At 63.1% G+C, this 17,831-nt stretch carries 17 protein-coding genes and 1 pseudogene; 2 read left to right on the forward strand and 16 right to left on the reverse strand.

Annotated elements, in window-relative coordinates; all coding sequences use genetic code 11:
• Positions 1–5 precede the first annotated feature (5 nt).
• Positions 6–1,391 (reverse strand): MFS transporter, encoded by a 1,386-nt coding sequence (locus AC3RCM_RS17015; protein ID WP_103469144.1) that lies wholly within the window; start codon positions 1,389–1,391, stop codon positions 6–8.
• A 281-nt stretch (positions 1,392–1,672) separates the two neighbouring features.
• Between AC3RCM_RS17015 and AC3RCM_RS17020 the strand changes: the two genes are divergently transcribed.
• Positions 1,673–2,710, forward strand: a complete 1,038-nt coding sequence (locus tag AC3RCM_RS17020; protein ID WP_103469145.1) for a LacI family DNA-binding transcriptional regulator — start codon at positions 1,673–1,675, stop codon at positions 2,708–2,710.
• A gap of 12 nt (positions 2,711–2,722) precedes the next feature.
• Here the strand turns inward: AC3RCM_RS17020 and AC3RCM_RS17025 are convergent, their stop codons facing one another.
• The 10 genes from AC3RCM_RS17025 to AC3RCM_RS17070 all read right to left on the reverse strand — a co-directional run bounded on the left by AC3RCM_RS17025 (position 2,723) and on the right by AC3RCM_RS17070 (position 12,328).
• Entirely contained in the window at positions 2,723–3,652 is a 930-nt protein-coding gene (locus AC3RCM_RS17025) for an alpha/beta hydrolase (protein ID WP_247726818.1), read from the reverse strand.
• A gap of 15 nt (positions 3,653–3,667) precedes the next feature.
• A complete protein-coding gene (locus AC3RCM_RS17030; protein ID WP_103469146.1) occupies positions 3,668–4,948 on the reverse strand; it encodes an OprD family porin in 1,281 nt (426 codons plus the stop codon).
• A gap of 39 nt (positions 4,949–4,987) precedes the next feature.
• The gene (locus AC3RCM_RS17035; protein ID WP_103469147.1) at positions 4,988–5,857 is read right to left on the reverse strand and encodes an aldose 1-epimerase; all 870 of its coding nucleotides are present in this window, start codon (positions 5,855–5,857) and stop codon (positions 4,988–4,990) included.
• Positions 5,858–5,938: 81 nt separating this feature from the next.
• A complete protein-coding gene (locus AC3RCM_RS17040) occupies positions 5,939–7,027 on the reverse strand; it encodes a mandelate racemase/muconate lactonizing enzyme family protein (protein ID WP_103469148.1) in 1,089 nt (362 codons plus the stop codon).
• The gene (locus tag AC3RCM_RS17045) at positions 7,024–7,833 is read right to left on the reverse strand and encodes an NAD-dependent epimerase/dehydratase family protein (protein WP_103469149.1); all 810 of its coding nucleotides are present in this window, start codon (positions 7,831–7,833) and stop codon (positions 7,024–7,026) included. Before AC3RCM_RS17045 ends, AC3RCM_RS17040 begins: the two co-directional genes overlap by 4 nt.
• A 34-nt stretch (positions 7,834–7,867) precedes the next feature.
• Positions 7,868–9,157: an MFS transporter gene (locus AC3RCM_RS17050; RefSeq protein ID WP_103469150.1), complete on the reverse strand. Its 1,290-nt coding sequence runs from the start codon at positions 9,155–9,157 to the stop codon at positions 7,868–7,870.
• Positions 9,158–9,243: 86 nt separating this feature from the next.
• Positions 9,244–9,537 (reverse strand): Dabb family protein, encoded by a 294-nt coding sequence (locus tag AC3RCM_RS17055; protein ID WP_103469151.1) that lies wholly within the window; start codon positions 9,535–9,537, stop codon positions 9,244–9,246.
• Positions 9,538–9,550: 13 nt separating this feature from the next.
• Positions 9,551–10,957 carry an aldehyde dehydrogenase (NADP(+)) gene (locus AC3RCM_RS17060; protein WP_103469152.1) on the reverse strand — a complete coding sequence of 469 codons (1,407 nt, stop codon included), beginning with the start codon at positions 10,955–10,957 and terminating at the stop codon, positions 9,551–9,553.
• A gap of 111 nt (positions 10,958–11,068) precedes the next feature.
• Positions 11,069–11,515 carry a nuclear transport factor 2 family protein gene (locus tag AC3RCM_RS17065; protein ID WP_103469153.1) on the reverse strand — a complete coding sequence of 149 codons (447 nt, stop codon included), beginning with the start codon at positions 11,513–11,515 and terminating at the stop codon, positions 11,069–11,071.
• 3 nt (positions 11,516–11,518) lie between these two features.
• Positions 11,519–12,328, reverse strand: coding sequence for an RraA family protein (locus AC3RCM_RS17070; RefSeq protein WP_103469154.1), 810 nt, complete (start codon positions 12,326–12,328; stop codon positions 11,519–11,521).
• Positions 12,329–12,503: 175 nt separating this feature from the next.
• Between AC3RCM_RS17070 and AC3RCM_RS17075 the strand changes: the two genes are divergently transcribed.
• On the forward strand, positions 12,504–14,069 hold the full coding sequence (locus AC3RCM_RS17075) for an IclR family transcriptional regulator domain-containing protein (protein WP_103469155.1): 1,566 nt from the start codon (positions 12,504–12,506) through the stop codon (positions 14,067–14,069).
• A gap of 64 nt (positions 14,070–14,133) precedes the next feature.
• Here the strand turns inward: AC3RCM_RS17075 and AC3RCM_RS17080 are convergent.
• From AC3RCM_RS17080 to AC3RCM_RS17100, 5 genes and pseudogenes are all read right to left on the reverse strand, one after another.
• Positions 14,134–14,418 (reverse strand): annotated as a pseudogene (locus tag AC3RCM_RS17080) (OprD family outer membrane porin); the annotation flags it as partial.
• Between the two features lie 364 nt (positions 14,419–14,782).
• Complete coding sequence (locus AC3RCM_RS17085) at positions 14,783–15,811, reverse strand: IS30 family transposase (RefSeq protein ID WP_039615380.1); 1,029 nt, start codon at positions 15,809–15,811, stop codon at positions 14,783–14,785.
• Positions 15,721–16,047, reverse strand: a complete 327-nt coding sequence (locus AC3RCM_RS17090; protein ID WP_256600136.1) for a pyridoxal-phosphate dependent enzyme — start codon at positions 16,045–16,047, stop codon at positions 15,721–15,723. The genes AC3RCM_RS17085 and AC3RCM_RS17090 overlap by 91 nt, the downstream gene beginning before the upstream one ends.
• An 18-nt stretch (positions 16,048–16,065) precedes the next feature.
• The gene (locus AC3RCM_RS17095; RefSeq protein WP_218277891.1) at positions 16,066–16,473 is read right to left on the reverse strand and encodes a RidA family protein; all 408 of its coding nucleotides are present in this window, start codon (positions 16,471–16,473) and stop codon (positions 16,066–16,068) included.
• Between the two features lie 58 nt (positions 16,474–16,531).
• A complete protein-coding gene (locus AC3RCM_RS17100; RefSeq protein ID WP_104882138.1) occupies positions 16,532–17,827 on the reverse strand; it encodes an NAD(P)/FAD-dependent oxidoreductase in 1,296 nt (431 codons plus the stop codon).
• Between the last annotated feature and the right edge of the window lie 4 nt (positions 17,828–17,831).

A 17,831-nucleotide genomic window follows, 5' to 3' on the forward strand; every position in this document is an offset into this window, starting at 1 on the left:
CTGAATCACTGAGCATTGGCCGGTTTGCCGGTCAGGTCGGAGAGCTGCAAACGCTGGATGCGGCCGACGATCACCAGGTAGGAGAACGCCGCCAGTAGGCCGTGGGCGCCGACATAGATGAGTGCGCTGTTGAACGAGCCGCTGGAGTGCAGCAGGTAGCCGATCACCACCGGAGTGACGATGCCGGCGGTGTTGCCCAGGGCGTTGAACACGCCGCCGGTCATGCCGATCATTTCCCGCGGCGCGGTGTCGGCCACCACGCTGAAACCGAGGTTGCCAAAGCCCTTGCCGAAGAACGCCAGGCTCATCACCGCAATCACCAGCCACTGGGCATCGACGTAGTTGCACAGCATCATGGTCGAGCTCAGCAGCACGCCGGTGATGATTGGCGTTTTACGGGCAATGCTCAGAGACTTCGTGCGGCGCAGCAGGTAGTCAGAGAAGAAGCCCGACGACACCGCGCCGATCAGCCCGCACAGGGCCGGAATCGAAGCGACAAGGCCAGCCTGGAGGATGTCGAAGCCACGCTCCTTGACCAGGTAGATCGGGAACCAGGTGACGTAGAACCAGGTGACCGCACTGACGCAGTACTGACTGATGAACATGCCGATCAGCATGCGGCTCTTGAACAGCAGGCCGACTTCCGCCAGCGAGCTGCGGCGCTTTTCCTTGGGCAGCGAGGCCTGGGCTTCGAGGTCGACCAGCGCTTCACCCTTGCGCAGGTAGTCGAGTTCCTCGCCATTCATCTTTGGGTGGCTGACCGGCAGGTAGTAGTTTTTCCACCAGATCGCGGCGATGCCGAAGCCGACGATGCCCATGACGATGAACACGTATTCCCAGCCGAAGGCGTAGCACAGCCAGCCCATGAACGGGGTGAAGAACGCCAGCGAGATGTACTGCGCACTGTTGAAGATGGCCCCGGCCATGCCCCGCTCTGCCGACGGGAACCAGGACGCGATCACCCGCGTCGAGGCCGGCCCCACTGGCGCCTCGGCCACACCCAGCAGAAAGCGCAGAGCCAGCAGCAGCGGCACGATCATGCCGACGAAGTGCACCAGACCCATGCACACGGTAAATGCCGACCACACGCAGATGGCCAGGGCCATGGTTTTCTTCGAGCCGAAGCGGTCAGCCAGCCAGCCGGAAGGGATCAGGAAGATCACGTAGGCCCAGCTGAAGATGGAGAACAGGTAGCCCATTTCCACCGAGCTGATGCCGAGCTCCTTGCTCATGTCGGAACCGGCCACCGACAGGGCGGCGCGATCACCGCTGCTCAGGGCCAAGACCATGGTGATCAGGGCCAGGATCAAATAACGATAGCGGGTAGCCGTGGTGGACGCGGCCACGGCGCCAGGGGCAGGCCCGGCGGCGTAGGTGTCGTGGTTGTGCATCGCGGTAGCCTCATTGTTTTTATTGGCGTCGTGCAGGGCCTTGCACCGGCACCTGCTTCGGATTCTGGCAGCTCGCAGCCCTTTTGAAGAGCTGATTCCGACCAATGACAGCGTTACCAAATGACAGCGCTGTCATTAATCCTAGGCCTGAGCTGGCGGGCTTTGCAAATCGCTGTTCGCAGTGAATTCCCATGCATTGGGAATTAGCAGGAAATGCAAAAAAACGCGCGCCGTTCCGGTAGAATCGGCAATATGCTCAAAGCTCCCGTCCAGAGGCCCCCATGCTGGAAACGCCCGCTACCGTCGCTGATCCGAAACCACTGCTGGCTGCCCCTGCCACCCTCGATGACGTGGCGAAGATGGCCAAGGTCTCGCCCATCACCGTTTCCCGAGTGATCAACCGGCCGGAACTGGTGTCGGAGAAAACCCAGAAAAAGGTGCGCAATGCCATCCGCAAGACCGGATATGTGCCGAACATGCTCGCGGGCGCCCTGGTTTCGCAGCGCAGTCGGCTGGTCATTGTGGTGGTGCCGAACATCGCCAACCGTGCCTTCGTCGACACCATCACCCAGCTCGGCCAGCGCCTGGCCACGGCACGCTACCAGTTGCTGCTGAGCCAGTCAGACCTGGCAAACAGCAGTGAAGCGGAACTGATCGATGCGATACTCGCCCGCCGCCCCGACGGCATCGTGCTGACCCGCCAGCTGCAAAGCCCTGAAGCGCGGGAAAAGCTGATCGCCCGTGGCATTCCGGTGGTGGAAACCTGGGAGCTGGCGCAGGACCCGATCGACACTGTGGTCGGTTTTTCCCACGAGGCCGTCGGCCAGGCCATGGCCGAGCACATCATCGAACGCGGCCACTGCCGCGTCGGCCTGGTCTGGAGCGACGACGCCCGCGCCACCCGACGGCGCCAGGCGTGTACCGATACCCTGCGCAAGGCAGGCGTCAAAGTGGTCGCCTGCGAGCTCGAAGCCGTGCCGGTGGATATGGGCCACGGCCGTGAAGCCATGGCCCGGCTGCTGGCGGCCAAGGTGCCGATGGATGCAGTGATCTGCAGTATCGACCTGCTCGCCCAGGGGGTCATGGCCGAGGCCCAGGCCAACGGCCTGCGGGTGCCTCAGGACCTCGCAGTGATGGGTTTTGGCAACCTGGAATTCGCCGCACACACCCATCCGCGCTTGAGCACGGTGAATGTTGACGGCGGGCGCATTGGCTTGCGTACGGCAGAGTTGCTGCTGCAGCGGATCGAAGGCAGCCTGGGGCGTGGGGAACAGGTGGAAGATGTGGGCTTCAACCTGGTGGTTCGCGAAAGCACCTGAGGGCTGCGCGCGTCAATCGCCAGCCCAGCGCTGCAGCTGCGCCGCCATGTGATCCCAGGCCTGTTCGACTTCGGCCACCCCGAATGCCCGCAGGCTTGAGTGCACCATGCCCTCGCCCACACAAGCACGGGCCGCCACGCCCGCCGCCGCCAGCGCATCGACATAGGCCAGCCCGTGATCGCACAGCGGGTCGACTCGCGCCACCAGCACCAACGCCGGTGCCAGCCCGGAAAAGTCTTCAGCTTCCAGCGGCATGGCGCAGGGGTCATTACGCTGCGGCGCTGCGGGCACGAAGCCTGCCAATGACTTCATCAACCCCGCCACCGTCATCATCGGCGCCTCGGCCTGTTCGCGCATCGATGGCAAGTGCTGCCGAGCCGTCAGCACCGGATACACCAGCAACTGCCCCCGCGGCTGCTCCAACCCGTCACGGCGCAATGCCATGCACAAGCCCGCAGCCAGCGTGCCACCCGCGCTGTCCCCCGCCACCATCAGGCACGCCGTGCTGAGACGGGGGTCGACAACCCCGGCCCGTAAACCGAGCCATGCGTTCAGGCAGTCCTCCAGCGGCGCCGGATAGGCATGCTCCGGCGCCAGCCGGTACTCCACGGCGACGATCGCCAGTGGCACCCGCCGCGCCAGGGCATGGGCAAACCAGTCATGGGTGTCGAGATTGCCCAGGTCCCAGCCGCCGCCGTGCAGGTACAGCAGCGTCGGCCACCCCCCGGGCGGCACTGCGCCCGGGGGGGTGTAACAGCGCAGGCGCAAGCCCTCCAGGTCGATATCGGCAACCTGCCAGCCCGCCGGCCGCGGCGGCGTGCAGGCAAGGCAGGCAGCGAGAAAGGCTTCGCGCCGGGCCGCCAGGCTGCCGTCATGCGGAGCGAAGCGTTGGCTGTTGTCGATGTAGGCCTGCATGGCAGGGTCGAGCGGACGGGATACCACGGGCAATCCTCCAGGTCAGAGCAAAGGCAAGGTGTAGGCGATGATCACCCGGTTTTCATCACGCCGGCCGGTGGCATCGCCCTGCAGTTGGACGTTGCGCCAGCGCAGCGCCAGGTTCTTCAGGGGCCCGCTCTGGATCACGTAGGTAATGTCCACATTGCGCTCCCATTCGCTGCCGTCCTCGCCGGCCACCTTGAAGTTGTCGCCCTTCACGTAGCGGGCGAATGCCGTCAGCCCCGGTACACCAAGGGCAGCGAAGTCAAGGTCGTAGCGGGCCTGCCAGGAGCGCTCTTGGGCGCGGTCGAAGCGCAGCACCTGCACGGCGTTGGCCACCCCGGGCAAGTCGGTGTCGTGGATGAACGGCAAGGCACTGTCGCCAGCGTTGTACTGGTAGCCAAGGCGGAACGTCTGGGCACGCAGGTTGGCGCTGAGCATTGCCGAAGTCATGCGGCTGTCGAGCTGGCCGGCCTTTTCGCTGCCGGATTCGCCGGTGTCGAGGTAGTTGAGCGTGCCGGAGAGGTTCCAGTCACCGGCCTTGAGGGTGTGGGTGCCGGTGTACAGGGTTTGCTGGTAGACATCCGCCAGGCGGCCGGTCCATACCCCCAACGAGGTTTGCGGCGTGGCGCGCCAGGTGCCACCGAGGTAATCGAAGCGGTCGCTGAACACGCTGTAGTAGTTGCCCACCTGGATATCCCGGGCCCCGGCGAACTCGCGCTGATTGACCTTGCGCATTTGGCCCAGGCCGATATCGACGTTGTCCAGTTCGCGAATATCCAGCATCGCCCCTTCGAAGAACTGCGGCAGCAGGCGTGCGTCGCCAGAACTGACCAGCGGAATCTTCGGGAACAGCCCGCCCACCTTGAGCTCGCTCTTCGAGTACTTGAACTTGACCGCCGCCGTGGCCTCGGAGAACTCGTCCACCGAGCGCGGGTCGGCATTGCGCGGCCCGCCGGCGCGATTGTAGGCCCCGGGTAGCAGCGCAGTGCCGCTGCGCGAGGGCGACGAGTCGAGCTTCAGGCCGAGGCCTGCGTATACATCCACGCCCACCCCGACAGCCGTATCGGTATAACCCGACTCGCCCTTGAGAATGAAGCCCTGGGCCCACTCCTCCAGCTTCGACTGGGCAGGTTTGGTCGAATCGCGCAGGTCGTGGTTGTAGTAGAAGTTGCGAAAGGTCAGGTTGGCCTTGCTGTCTTCGAGGAATGCTCCCTGAGCATACAGCGGGCCGAGCCCGAGCAGCAGGGACAAGGGTTTTGCAACGCGAGCAAAGCCCGCTCCAGTCGAGGAGTGTTTCATTGTTGTTGTGCTCTTCTTATAGGTATGTGAGGTGTTGCGTTAGCGGTGTTGCCAGGTGAATTCGAGGGTGGCCTCCAGGCGCTGGCCCGGGGCGAGTTCATGGGTGCCGGTTTCGGCCCAGCTGTCGCGGGGCTGGTTGAACGCGTCAGCCAGATGCGATACCGGCTCCAGGCACAGGTACGCGCTGCCGACCGGGGCGAATGCGACGAAGTGGTTCAGCACCGGCGAGGCCTGAAGGTGCACATGGCCATTGGCGTAATCGATCTGCATCTGGCCATTCCAGCGTGATTGGTAATGCGCGAGCGGTTCGCCGGCATCCGCATTGATCGACCAGTCCCTGGCGCCCTCCTGGTACGCGCCGGTCGCCATGTACTCCCCATCGATCTGCCACTCGCGCCCGGTGCGGTACTGCACGCGCATGCCGGGGTGGCGCTGGAAGTACGGGTGCAGCCCGAGGCCGCCAGGCATGGGCGTTTGCCCCAGGTTTATCAGCACCAAGGTGATGCGCAGGCGTGCGCCGTCGAGTGCGAAGTGCTGTTCGGCGCGAAACGCCCAGGGCCAGTGCTCGCCTAAGTAGTCGCAGGTGATGCTCAAGCGATCGCTGCCGCTGTCCACTACCTGCCAAGGCTGGGTGTGGCTCACGCCATGCAAGGTATGGGGCAGTGCCGCCGGATGTGCGGGCAACGCGTACTCGGTGCCGGTGAACTGCAACCGCGCGTTGCGGATGCGGTTGGAGTACGGCATCAGCGGGTAGGCGCCAGCCCGTGGCCAGTCCAGCGGGTTGAACCGGTTGGCGTTGATCGGCAGCAGGATGTCCAGCCCCTCGGCATTGAGGTGGGCGATGCGCCCGCCCCAGGCCGGCAGCACGCCCAGCGACCAGGTGGCATTGCTCAGAACCACGGTGTGCATAGAACCTCCAATGCCATTTTCAGGCATGCACAGCCTCTGCCGCCGTGCCGAGGCCCGGCGGTGAGGCGTTAACGGGGCGGGTTAGCGGCGGAAGCGCTCGGCCACTTGCAGGTCGATGTCCAGGCCTAAACCTGGGCCCTGAGGGATCTGCAGCTGGTTACCCTGGCGCAGTTGCTCCACCGGGTACAACCAGCCAGCCGGCTCGACGAACAGGTACTCCACCTGCGGCACCCGACGCTGTACGGCGGCCAGGTGCAGGGTGGCGATCAGGCCCGGGCCGAAGTATGGGCAGTGCGGCAGAATCACCGCCTCATGCTGCTCGGCCAGGCGGTCGATGCGCAGGCATTCGGAAATGCCACCGACTTTGGTCACACTGGGCTGTATGGAATCCACCGCAGCGGTCACCAGGGCCTGTTCGAACTGCACGGCGGTGCACCAGTTTTCCCCGGCAGAAATATCCACGCCCTGCCCGCGCAGGCTGCCCAGGGCAGTGAAGTCCTCGGGCGGGAAGATCGGCTCTTCCAGCCAGGCCAGCTTCAGCTCTGCCAGCGCCGGCAGCCAGTCGCGGGTGCCCTGCACGGTCCAGGAACAATTGACGTCGGTGGACAGCGGCACATCATCGCCGACAGCACGCCGGCAAGCGCCGATGTCATGCAGGGTGGCCTCGTGCAGCTTGATGTCGCTGAACCCCTGTTCCAGCGCCCTTTCGCAGGTGGCCGGGGCCACCTGGTCATCGCCGTAACGCACCAGGCTGGCATAAGCCGGTACCTGTTCGCGATAGGCCTGGCCGAGTAGGCGGTGCAACGGCAAGCGCTGCCGGCGGGCGGCCAGGTCCCACAGGGCGATGTCGAGGCCGGAAATGGCGAACATCGTCACGCCGTAGCGGCCGAATAGGTGCAGGCGTTGCTGCAGCTCCATGTTCAACGCCGCAATGTCGGTGACCTCGCGGCCCAGCACCTGGGGCGCCACCAGGCGGTCGATCAGGGCCTTGGTGGCGTCGGCGACGAAGTAGCCGAACGCCTCGCCCCAGCCAACGTTACCCAGTTCGTCTTCGACGCGCACCAGCACGTTCTCCAGTGTGCGCCAGGCCGAAGGCGTGCCGCCCACCCCGCGACCGCCGTCGTGGAAGGGGATTTCGACGATCTGGGTATCGATGCGGACGATCTTCATGCTTGCTCCAGAACACTGGCCAGGGCCACCCCGGCATAGGCGCCACCTACATGGTCACGGCCGGAACCGACCGGAGCCATGGCGTCATAGGCGAGGAAGTTGTCGGCCAGGTGCTCGGCCGCATGGTCCTGTGGCCGGTAGCCCAGGGCGCGGGCACGGTTGTTGTGGAACAGCGCCTGGGGGCATTCCGACACGCCGTAGACGATCTCGTGGCGCACCTCGGGGTGCTCCAGGCCGATCAGCACCAACTGGGCCAGGTCGCGGGCACTGGTCCACAGGCGCAGACGACGGGCATCGGCGACCTTGGCGTCGGCGTTGCCGATGCGCACGATGAACGTGGCCAGCTCGCTGCGCTGGGAGAAGGTCGCGCAGGCCGCTTCACCGAACACCTTGCTCAACGCGTAGTAGCTGTCCGGCGCCACCGGGTGGTCGTCGAACTGTTCGCCAGCCTGGGTGCGGTACTGCCCCAGCACATGGTGGCTGCTGGCGAACACGAAACGCCGCACCCCGGCGCGCTGGGCGGCTTCGAGCAGGTACAGGGTGGCGTGGTAGTTGGGCTCTACCGTGGCCTGGAACTGGATATCGGTGCCGTGGGCACAGGCCAGGTGCAGCACCGCGTCGACACCCTCGCAGGCCTGGCGGACGAAGGCCGGGTCGGTCAGGTCGCCGACCAGGGCGGTTTCATTGGCGGCCAGCTCGCTGACCGGCCGGCGGTCCAGCAGGCGCAGGCTGAAGCGCTCGCGCAGGTACGGCCGCAGGGCGGTTCCGACGATTCCGGCGGCGCCGGTGACTAGAAGCGTAGGCATGGTGTAGTCCCGTAAAACGTGGGTTGCATTCAGTTCAAGCGGCTGCGATGACATTGGCTTGCCGGGCCGGTTTCTGGCCGACGAACAAGGCCACGATCAGCGCGCCGACAATGCCCAGCACGGCAGCCAGGCCAAAGCCGCTGCTGTAGGTGCCAGTGGACTGGATGATGAAGCCGGTCACGGTCGGCGCAACGATACCGGACAGGTTGGCCAGGCCATGCATGAAGCCGCCGGCAGTACCTACCTGATGGTCCGGCACGGCGTCCTGGATCAGCGACCAGTAGGCGGGCGCGGTCAGCATCAGGAAGCCGATGGCCACGGTCATCACCACCACGGTGCTGGTCACGCTCTGTACCTGGCCGGTCAGGCCGATGCATACCGCAGCCACCAGCAGGCAGCTGACCAGCACCACCTTGCGCGAAAACAGTTGCTTGCCGGTGCGCTTGTACACCCAGTCGATCAGCAGCCCGCCACAGATGAAGCCGACGGTACCCACCAGCCACGGCAGTGCGGTGACGATGCTCATGGCCTTGAGGTCGATGCCCTTGGCCTCGATCAGGTAGCTGGGGAACCAGGTCATGAAGAAGTACAGGATGTAGTTGTAGCAGAACAGCGAAACGCCAGTGACCAGTACCGAGCGCTGCAGGATGATCTGCAGCACCGGGGTGCGCGGGGCGTCTGCGACGGCAGTGACCGGGGCTTCACGGCCCTCGTTGATCAGCGCCAGCTCTTCGGCCGACACCTGCGGGTGCTCCTTGGGCGTCGAGGCCGCCAGGCGGTACCAGGCGATGGCCCACAGCACGCCGATCACCGCGATCACCACGAAGGCCACGCGCCAGCCCAGCCACAGGGCAAGAAAACCCACGATCGGGCCGGCCAGGGCGCCGCCCAGCGGGCCGCCAGCCTGGTTGATGCCGATGGCGCGGGCGCGCTCCTTGATCGGGAACCAGCTGTTGACGGTCTTGTTGGCGGTGGTCGACACCGGGCCTTCGCCGACGCCGAACAGCGCGCGCACGATCAGCAGCGACCAGAAGTTGAAGGCCAGCGCGGTGGAGCCGCACAGCAGCGACCAGAAGCTCATCGACCAGGTCAGCACACGCTTGGGCCCGAAGCGGTCGGCCAGGTAACCACCGACGAAACAGAACAGCGCATAGCCAAAGAAGAAGCTGCTGAAGATCATGCCCTTCTCGGCGGGCGTGAGGTGGTACTCCTGGGTAATGAACGGCATGGCGATCGACAGGGCAGCGCGATCGACATAATTGATGATCATGGCCAGGAACAACATGGTCAGGATCGTCCAGCGGTAGTTGTTTTTCTTGTTCATGTACGACTCCGCCCGGCACCTGTGATGCCGGATCTTTTTTGTTATAACGCCTGGCCCCGCAGAGGGCCAGGTGCCTCTGGGGTCAATCAGACGCTGTAGTCCACTGCCACCCACTCGAAGTACTGCTTGAGGTCGGCGACCAGGGCCTGGTGCGCCGGGTGTGGCAGGTAACGCTGTACCGCGTCGGCGTCGTCGAAGCTGGACTCGAGGATGTAGTCCCAGCAGATCGGCCGATCCAGTTCGTTGGCCGCGACGCGCCAGTCGCGGATGAAGTCGATTTCTGCAGTCAGGTCGCGCATCCGCGCCACCAGCACCGCTTCCCGTTCAGGCTGCGCTTCGACGCCCGGCAGGCGGCGGAACAGCACGATATGTCGCATCATCGCCCTGCCCTCCTCAGCCCAGTGCCCAGTCCGGTGCGTCCTGCAATGCCACCGGGCGCAGGAAGCGCTCGATGGCGGCAAAACCGACCGAAGTGGACTGTGGCGCGGTGGACGACGGCCATGGCCCGCCATGCTGCTGGGCGTGGCACACGGCAACGCCGGTCGGCACACCGCTGAACAGCACGCGCCCGGACACTCGCTGGGCGGCGCGCAGCAACTGGCGGTTGTCGGCGCTGTCGGCGTCCAGGCCCCACAGGGTAGTGGTCAGGGTGCCGCCGATGGCGTCCAGCACCTCGGCCGCCTGGGCCACGGAATGCGCAGTAACGATCAGCGCCGCCGGGCCGAACATTTCTTCACGCAGGTGAGCGTTGGCAATGAACGATGCGGCATCGGTGGCGAACAGCCGTGGCGCCGGGCCAGCGCCATCGGCCTGCGGGGCGAACACTGCTGCGGCGTTAGCAGCTACCGTGGCAGCTGCCGCCTCGAAGCCTTGCTGCATGCCCGGGGTGAGCATACGGTGCGTGGCAATCGGCGCAATGACCTCGGCCAGCTGGGCGACGAAACGCTGACTGTGGGGTGAGTCGAGCAGCACGATCACGCCGGGGCTGGTGCAGAACTGGCCGCAGCCGAGGGTGATCGAGCCAGCCAAGGTCTTGGCCAAGGCTTCGCTGTCTTTTTCCAGCACAGCCGGCAAAGCCACCAGCGGGTTGATCGAACCCAGCTCGCCGAAGAACGGCACTGGGCGTTCGCGGTCATTAGCGGCCTGCCACAAGGCTTTGCCACCTTGATAGGAGCCAGTGAAGGCCACGGCAGCGATTGACGGGTGCTGGACCAGGTAGGTGCCGGCGGCACGATTGGGCGCTTCGGCCAGGGTCAGCAGGCCTGTCGGCAGACCCTGGGCGCGGACCACGCCAGCGGCCAAGGCAAACACAGCGCGGGACAGCTCCGGGTGACCGGAGTGCGGCTTGATCACCACCGGGCAACCGGCGGCCAAGGCCGAGGCGGTATCGCCGCCCAGTACCGAGAAAGCGAATGGGAAGTTGCTGGCCGAGAACATCGCCACCGGGCCCAGCGGGCGCTGCACGCGGGTCAGGCGTGGACGGCCGGCAGGTGGAGCACCGGCAATGGCGTGATCATCGACCTGACGGTACGGCACACCGGCTTCCACTTCGCTGGCGAAGCCACGCAGCTGGAAGGCGGTGCGGGCCACTTCGCCGTTCAGGCGGGCTTCGCCGAGGCCGCTTTCGCGGTCGGCGATGACGACCAGTTCGGCTTGCTGCTGTTCCAGGGCATCGGCCAGGCCACGCAGCAGGGTGGCGCGCTGGGTGGCACTGGAATCGACCCAGAAGTCGGCGGCGGCGGCCGCTTGGGCGACGACTGCGTCGATGGCAGCGAAATTCGGGTTTTGCGGGGTGGTCATGGGGCACTCCTTCAAAAATTGCGGTGCGGCCATTCGCGGGGCAAGCCCGCTCCTACAGGTACAGCGCGGCCCTTGTGGGAGCGGGCTTGCCCCGCGAAGAGGCCAGTGGCCTTAACGCGCCTTCGGCTCCAGGTGATACCCCCGGCCGACATAGTCGAAGTCGACCAGCTCGTTGATCACCACGTCCTTCTCGGCCGGCGAGGCGTAATAGGCGCGGATCTCCTTGATCAATCCGCTCTGCTCGTCGAACACGTACCACTCGTCACCGCGCAAGGCCGTGCCCAGCTTGCTCTTCCAGTGGGTCCACTCGATCACCGCTTCGTTGCTGTCGTGGCTGACCAGGATCTTCTCGATGGTCCACTGCGACCCCAAGTTCTCCACGCACCAGACCCACTTGCGGGCGATGGTGTCGGCAGTGCGCCACGGGATTTCCGGCAATCCCGAGGGGAAGTAGTGCACCGCGTCCGGGGTGAAGCAGGACACCAGCTTGTCGTAGTCGCCTTCGTTGCAGGCGTCGAAGTAGCGACGGATCAGTTGTGCATGCTTGTGCTCGGCCATGACTCAGCCCTCCTCGCGGTCGATGATCGAAGGGATGGCCGGGCGGCCGGCGGCGACCCAGGCGTGGTAGTCGGACACCGACGCCGGGCTTGGCGGGTACACGCCCCACAGCGCTTCGCCGGCGGCAATGCGCATGGCCAGGTAGCCTTCGATGTCGTCCTGCACGCTGCACACTTCGGCCAGTTCCTCGGCCAGGTGCGCCGGGACCACGGTCAGGCCATCGGCATCGCCGACGATGATGTCGCCCGGGTACACGGCAACGCCGGCGCAACCGATCGGCACCTGCAGGTCAGCCACATGGTGGTAGGAAATACGCGTGGTCGCGGTGATCTCACGGGCATAGGCCGGCAGGCGCATGGCGGCGATCTCGCTGCCGTCGCGCAGTGCGCCGTCGGTGACGATGGCCTTGGCGCCACGGGCCAGCAGGCGGGTCACCAGGATGTTGCCTGCCGACGCGGCAGCCGGGTCGTTGCGGCTGTCGATCACCAGCACGTCGCCCGGCTGGATCTGCTCCACACCCACCCATTGCAGGTTGTCATCGTTGGGCTTGGTGGTCATGGTCGAATAGGTGTCGATGTCTTCACGGGCGGGAATGAAGCGCATGGTGAAGGCACGCCCGGCGAATGGCTTGGCATCGGGGCACATGGCGCGCAGGCCGACCAGGGCTGGCTGACGGAAGCCGCGCTTGAACAGCTGGGTGGTCAGCGAGCCGCTGCTGCAGGTGGCGAGCTTGGCCAGTACTTCGTCGCTGACGACGACCTGTTTACCGGAAACGCTCTCATGGGCATCGGCGTAGTTGTGGATGACGGACATTGTTGTAGGTTCTCCTCGCGGGTTCATCCGATGGGCGGCCAGGGCAAATTCCCAACATATGAAACATGCGTTCACTGCAAGCCCTGTTGAGGCCGATTCTATGGCGGAAAACTGGGAGGAAAAGGGGCAGAATCGGTACTCAGGCAGTCGAGTTCCAACAGGTGGGAAACAAACAATGAAAACAGGTGAAGGCACCGCCGCACTGGAAAAGGCCCTGGACGTGCTCCAGGCCATTGGCGCAACCGCCACCGGCATCAGCCAGGCCGAGCTGGCCGAGCAGGTGCCGCTGCCGCGCACCACCCTGTACCGCATCATCGCCACGCTGGTGGAGCGCGGCATGATCCGCCGCGACCCGACGCGCAAGGTCTATCGCCTGGGCTTCAACTACCTGGAGATGGTCCGTAACGCCTACCTGGAACCGGACCTGGTGGCTGCCGCCAGCGCCGAGCTGCGTGCCCTGCGCGACCTCACCGGCGAAACCTCCTACCTGGCAGTGCTCGATGGCAATCAAGTGCTGTCGCTGGAGCGTTGCGAAGGCGCCCACACACAGCGCTCGGCCGCCAGCCTTGGCCAAGGCAAGCCGGTGTACTGCACCGGCCAGGGCAAGGCGATCCTCTCCGCCCTCTCCCCTTCGGCCCGCGACGAAATCCTCAAGGGCCTGGTGCTGACGCCACTGACACCGCTGACCATCACCGACCGCCGCCGTCTGCTGGCCGAATTGCAGATTACCCAAGTGCGTGGCTACGCCCTCGACGACGAGGAAATTCGCCTGGGCATCCGCTGCGTCGCCGCGCCGATCGTCGACAAGCAGGGCCTGGTGCGCGGGGCACTGAGCGTGGCCGGACCCGCCTACCGCCTGACACTGGAGCGGCTGACCCTGCTCGGCCCGGAACTGGCTGACGCGGCGCGCCGGGTCGGTGAGCAGCTGCGCCCGGACGCCACCCCACGCGCTGCCGGCGAGCTCAGCGTGCTGCCCGGCCCTTGGGCGTTTCACGGCGCGTTCCCGCGCTGGCACGCGGGCCAGCGCGTGCTGTACTGGGCCGACACCCTGGCGCCGGCCATCCATTGCTGGGACGGCCAGTCCAGTCGCTTGTTGACTCGCCTCGACCTGCCGATACGCGGCATGGAGCTGCACCCCGACGGCCTACTGGTGGCCCAGGCCGGGGGCTGGTCATTGATCGACTGGCAAGGCAACGAGCATCCCCGCCAGGACCTGCTCGGCAGCCGCCTGCTGGCATTGGCCACACACCCGTCCGGCAATTTGTGGGCGTGCGCCAAAAGTGGCAATGGTTGCTTGATCGGCGAACTCAGCGCCGAGGGCGAGCTGCGCCATGGCTGGTCACTGCCGGAGCCGGTCAGTGCCTTTCGCTGGGATGCCAAGGGCAGCGCGGTTTATGCCTTGGCACCTGAGGCCGGGGACATCCTGTTGCTGCAACCGGGCAGCAGCAGCGTGCGCCGGCTGGCTTCACTGCCCCGTGGTGGCGGCAGCCTGGGCGGGCTCGCGCTGGATGGCAAAGGGGGGGTGTGGACCACACAACTGGAAGGCTGGAGCCTGGCGCGCTTCGATGCCGAGGGCAACCTGGACCGTATGATCGGGTTGCCGGTGCCGAGCCCGACCGACCTGTGCTTTGGCGGGGAGGAAGGCACCACCCTGTTCATTACCAGTGCCCGCCACGCACTTCAGCTGGAAACCTTGGCCAGTGCGCCGAACTCGGGATGCCTGATGCAAATGCAGACTTGAATGGGTATGCCCGGTAACTCCACCCGTTCGTGATGTCACCAGAGCAATAGCCGAGTAAAACGTATCAGAACTTGACCTGATAACTGACGATCAACCGATTCTCGTCGGCATCATCGGTAAATGTGGCGCGGCTCACGGCATTGCGCCAGCGCAGCGACAGGTGACGTAACGGCCCGCTCTGTACGGTGTAGATCAGGTCAGTATCGCGCTCCCATTCATGGCCGTCATCGCCAGCGGCCCTCAAACTCGCCACCTTGGGCTCGCTGATGATCTGTGGGGCAACCTCATGACCAAGGTTGTAGTGCACGCTGAAACTCAGGCAAGGCATACCCAATGTCGCGAAGTCGTAGTCATAACGGGTGTGCCAGACCTTTTCGCTGGCTGGGCGAAATTGCTTGCCACCAACTGACCGAAAATGTAGGTGTCGCTGGCGTTAAGGTAGATGAAAGGAGTATCGCCGACCGACTGCTGGTAACCCGGCGATCTGATACCAGTTTTGCCAAGCAACTTGTTGTCCATTTCAAGTAAGCTGTCGGCTTTCGAGCTGCCACGGACAACTCCTGCTTTGAAGGTTGTGATGGCTTTGCATAAGCGGTTAGAAAAAATTGCCAGTTCAAGAAGGACTGACGTAACCCGCAGAGCATCGACCTAGGCCAAAGATGCCCACCAAAAAAAATAGGCAACGGCGGTTGCAGGAGCTGAGTGCAACACGGTTATTGAATTAAAGCTGGAGCATCATGCCGCATAACCAAGGCTTCCTGCATCACCTCGCCCATGACTTCGATCGGGCACTTGAAATCAAAGCGTTTACGGGGGCGCATATTCAGTTCCAAGGCGATGGCATTCAATTGCTCTTGGCTGTGTACCGACAAGTCAGTCCCCTTGGGCAAGTACTGGCGAATCAGGCCGTTGATGTTTTCGTTGCTGCCGCGCTGCCAGGGGCTGTGCGGGTCGCAGAAGTAGATCGCCACGCCGGTTCTTTGGGTGATCTCGGCATGTCGCGCCATCTCCCGGCCCTGGTCGTAGGTCATACTCTTGCGCATCGCCAGCGGCATGCCATTAAGCGCTGCACTGAAGCCCTCCATCGCCGAGGTCGCCGTTGCGTCGTTCATCTTCACCAGCATCAGGTAGCCACTGGTGCGCTCCACCAACGTGCCTACCGACGAGGCGTTGGCCTTACCCTTGATCAGGTCGCCCTCCCAATGCCCCGGCATCAGCCGGTCTTCGATCTCTGGCGGGCGCACATGAATGCTGACCATTTCAGGGATCTGGCCGCGCCGATCCACGCCACCAGAGCGCGGCCGGCGCGTCGTCTTGCCTTGGCGCAGGCAGACGATCAGCTCCTTGCGCAACTCGCCGACCGGCAAGGCATAGATCGCGTTATAGATCGTCTCACGACAGACGTAGGCGTCTCTGAGGTTGGGTATGGTCATGCTGCGCAGCTTGCCGGCAATCTGCTCGGGAGACAAACGCTTACGCAGCATGTGGGCCACCAACTTGAAGCGCTCGCTACCCGGCAACAGCTTTCGTTTCGGTCGACAGCGTTGGCGGCGGGCCTGCATCTGCTGCTGGGCCACGCGGGCCGAGTAGCTGCCACAGGCATCTCGATTGCGGCGCAGCTCGCGACTGATGGTCGAAGGGGATCGGGTGATCAAGCAAGCAATCTTGCGTAGGCTGAACCCTTGGGCACGGCCGATTTGAATGGTGGCGCGTTCTTCAACGCTGAGTTCGGAATAGGACATAGGGGCAGCACGGTACCGGAAAGGTCAGGTGTTGCACTCAGTTTTCGCGGCCGCCCTGCATTCGAGGCACCGCGAGCTTTGAAGGCTCCCGCTTTTTGCAAATTCTCGCACTTAAAAAACAGCTCTGCGCCTACCAGATCGTTGATAAAGCGTGATGTGAGAACTGGAGTCTTATGCACATACGGGGCGATCCGTTCCCGTGCTTCAAGCATGTCTTGAATCGTCGGAATAATCATCTCTTCCACCGCTTTTGACTATTTGTAAATATGGTTTGACGGATCAATTGCAACGGCGTCCAGTTCGATGAGGAAGCCATGGTGTAATTCTGGAACGGGCACTACAGAGCGGGCAGGTTTCGCGCTTCCAAACGCTCTCGAAAATGCAGCGTTGAAAACACCCCACTGATCCACCCCAACAATATAAGCCGTTACCTTCAGCACATTATCTGGGCTAGCACCTGCCGCATTTAGAATCGCAAGAAGATTGCCCAGTACTTGGTCAACCTGCTCCGCAAAAGGAGCTGCTTCATAGATACCTTGGGCATCAACTTTTATGGGGAGTTGGCCAGATATATGAATTAACCCCCCACCCTTGACCGCCTGACTGTAATGCCCCAAAGGCTGAGGCGCGCTATTCGTATTAACAATTGTAATATCAGTCATGAATGCCTCATGTTTCGTAAACAGTTAACCTTTCACCGACTCGGAGCAGACGAGGAACTCAATACATTTGGTGGGACTGAATCCTTCCAAACAGATTGAAGCGAGCAGGTGAGAAAGGTGAGATATCAATTGTTGTCTTTTCGCCTGCCACAAGGTCAGAAACCAACATCGCTGTCATCGGCGCTCCCGTCATTCCTAAGTGCCCATGGCCAAACGCATAGATGACATTTTGGCAACGTCGGGAATGACCGATTACCGGTAATGAATCGGGGATGCTCGGACGGAACCCCATCCACTTGGTAATATTTTTTTCCGGTCTAGTCGAAGAAAGCCCTGGAAAAAGATTTCGCGCATGCATATACAGCACGTCCGCACGCTTCCAATTGGGTGGGGCCTGCAGCCCTGCAAACTCCACAGTTCCCCCGATCCGCAAACCGGTATCCATTGGTGTAGCAATGAATTTTCCCTCGGCGTCCGTGGTAGGTATTTTGGGCACCACAAGAGGATCACGAATGAGAAGATGGTAACCGCGCTCAGTATCAAGCGGAATGTTATCCCCCAGGATTTCAGTGAGCGGTTTGGAGTGTGCACCGGCTGCGACTACCGCAGCGTCAACTGACACCACGCCAGAGGTGGTTTCAATTCCTATTAACTGTTCCCCGTTTAGAGCAAAGCCAGTCGCACGAGCGGACAGAAATTGACCGCCATTTTCTAGAACTTTTCGAAAAATTGAAGTTACTAGCTCATGTGGATTTGTCGTGTGCGAGTTTTCCGCAATAAGGACGCCTTTGGTATAAGCGCTGGAAATGCTTGGATCAAACTCACGTAGCTCTTCGGCACTCAAAGTCTGAGTTGATATTCCGTTGGCGTTCCTGAGCTCCCAACCACCGCGATCTTTGACAAAGGCCGATTCGGATCGATACACATAGAGGTGCCCTTCGTGTCGCAGAAGATGCTCAGCACCCGCCTCTTTCGCCAACGACTTAATCAAAGGAACGGTAGAACCGATGAGGCTTCTAAGCGCCTGGGACTGTTCCCAAACTTTAGCGCGCTTACCCGCGAGCAGAAATCTGACAAGCCAAGGTGTTATATTTGGCAAGTAGTTGAAACGAACGGCAAGTGGGCCCATCGGATCTAGGAGCCAGCTTGGGACATTTTTAATCATCCCGGGCATAGACATGGGAACAACAGATGATCCATTGAAGCAGCCAGCGTTACCGAACGACGCGCCTTCACCTGGCGGATCTGGATCAATTATCGTGACTTTGAAACCACGACGCTGAAGCATCAACGCAGTGCAAACACCGACGACTCCCGCTCCGATGACTCCAACATGCTTATCGGTCGAACTCATGATT

It is taken from the genome of Pseudomonas sp. GW823-FHT05G12 (genome assembly GCF_058795575.1).

Bases quoted from the DNA above. Each gene is read 5' to 3' on its own strand.
- AC3RCM_RS17015 (WP_103469144.1), bottom strand. From the start codon at position 1,391: ATGCACAACCACGACACCTACGCCGCCGGGCCTGCCCCTGGCGCCGTG.
- AC3RCM_RS17020 (WP_103469145.1), top strand. From the start codon at position 1,673: ATGCTGGAAACGCCCGCTACCGTCGCTGATCCGAAACCACTGCTGGCT.
- AC3RCM_RS17030 (WP_103469146.1), bottom strand. From the start codon at position 4,948: ATGAAACACTCCTCGACTGGAGCGGGCTTTGCTCGCGTTGCAAAACCC.
- AC3RCM_RS17035 (WP_103469147.1), bottom strand. From the start codon at position 5,857: ATGCACACCGTGGTTCTGAGCAATGCCACCTGGTCGCTGGGCGTGCTG.
- AC3RCM_RS17040 (WP_103469148.1), bottom strand. From the start codon at position 7,027: ATGAAGATCGTCCGCATCGATACCCAGATCGTCGAAATCCCCTTCCAC.
- AC3RCM_RS17045 (WP_103469149.1), bottom strand. From the start codon at position 7,833: ATGCCTACGCTTCTAGTCACCGGCGCCGCCGGAATCGTCGGAACCGCC.
- AC3RCM_RS17050 (WP_103469150.1), bottom strand. From the start codon at position 9,157: ATGAACAAGAAAAACAACTACCGCTGGACGATCCTGACCATGTTGTTC.
- AC3RCM_RS17055 (WP_103469151.1), bottom strand. From the start codon at position 9,537: ATGATGCGACATATCGTGCTGTTCCGCCGCCTGCCGGGCGTCGAAGCG.
- AC3RCM_RS17060 (WP_103469152.1), bottom strand. From the start codon at position 10,957: ATGACCACCCCGCAAAACCCGAATTTCGCTGCCATCGACGCAGTCGTC.
- AC3RCM_RS17065 (WP_103469153.1), bottom strand. From the start codon at position 11,515: ATGGCCGAGCACAAGCATGCACAACTGATCCGTCGCTACTTCGACGCC.
- AC3RCM_RS17070 (WP_103469154.1), bottom strand. From the start codon at position 12,328: ATGTCCGTCATCCACAACTACGCCGATGCCCATGAGAGCGTTTCCGGT.
- AC3RCM_RS17075 (WP_103469155.1), top strand. From the start codon at position 12,504: ATGAAAACAGGTGAAGGCACCGCCGCACTGGAAAAGGCCCTGGACGTG.
- AC3RCM_RS17085 (WP_039615380.1), bottom strand. From the start codon at position 15,811: ATGTCCTATTCCGAACTCAGCGTTGAAGAACGCGCCACCATTCAAATC.
- AC3RCM_RS17090 (WP_256600136.1), bottom strand. From the start codon at position 16,047: ATGATTATTCCGACGATTCAAGACATGCTTGAAGCACGGGAACGGATC.
- AC3RCM_RS17095 (WP_218277891.1), bottom strand. From the start codon at position 16,473: ATGACTGATATTACAATTGTTAATACGAATAGCGCGCCTCAGCCTTTG.
- AC3RCM_RS17100 (WP_104882138.1), bottom strand. From the start codon at position 17,827: ATGAGTTCGACCGATAAGCATGTTGGAGTCATCGGAGCGGGAGTCGTC.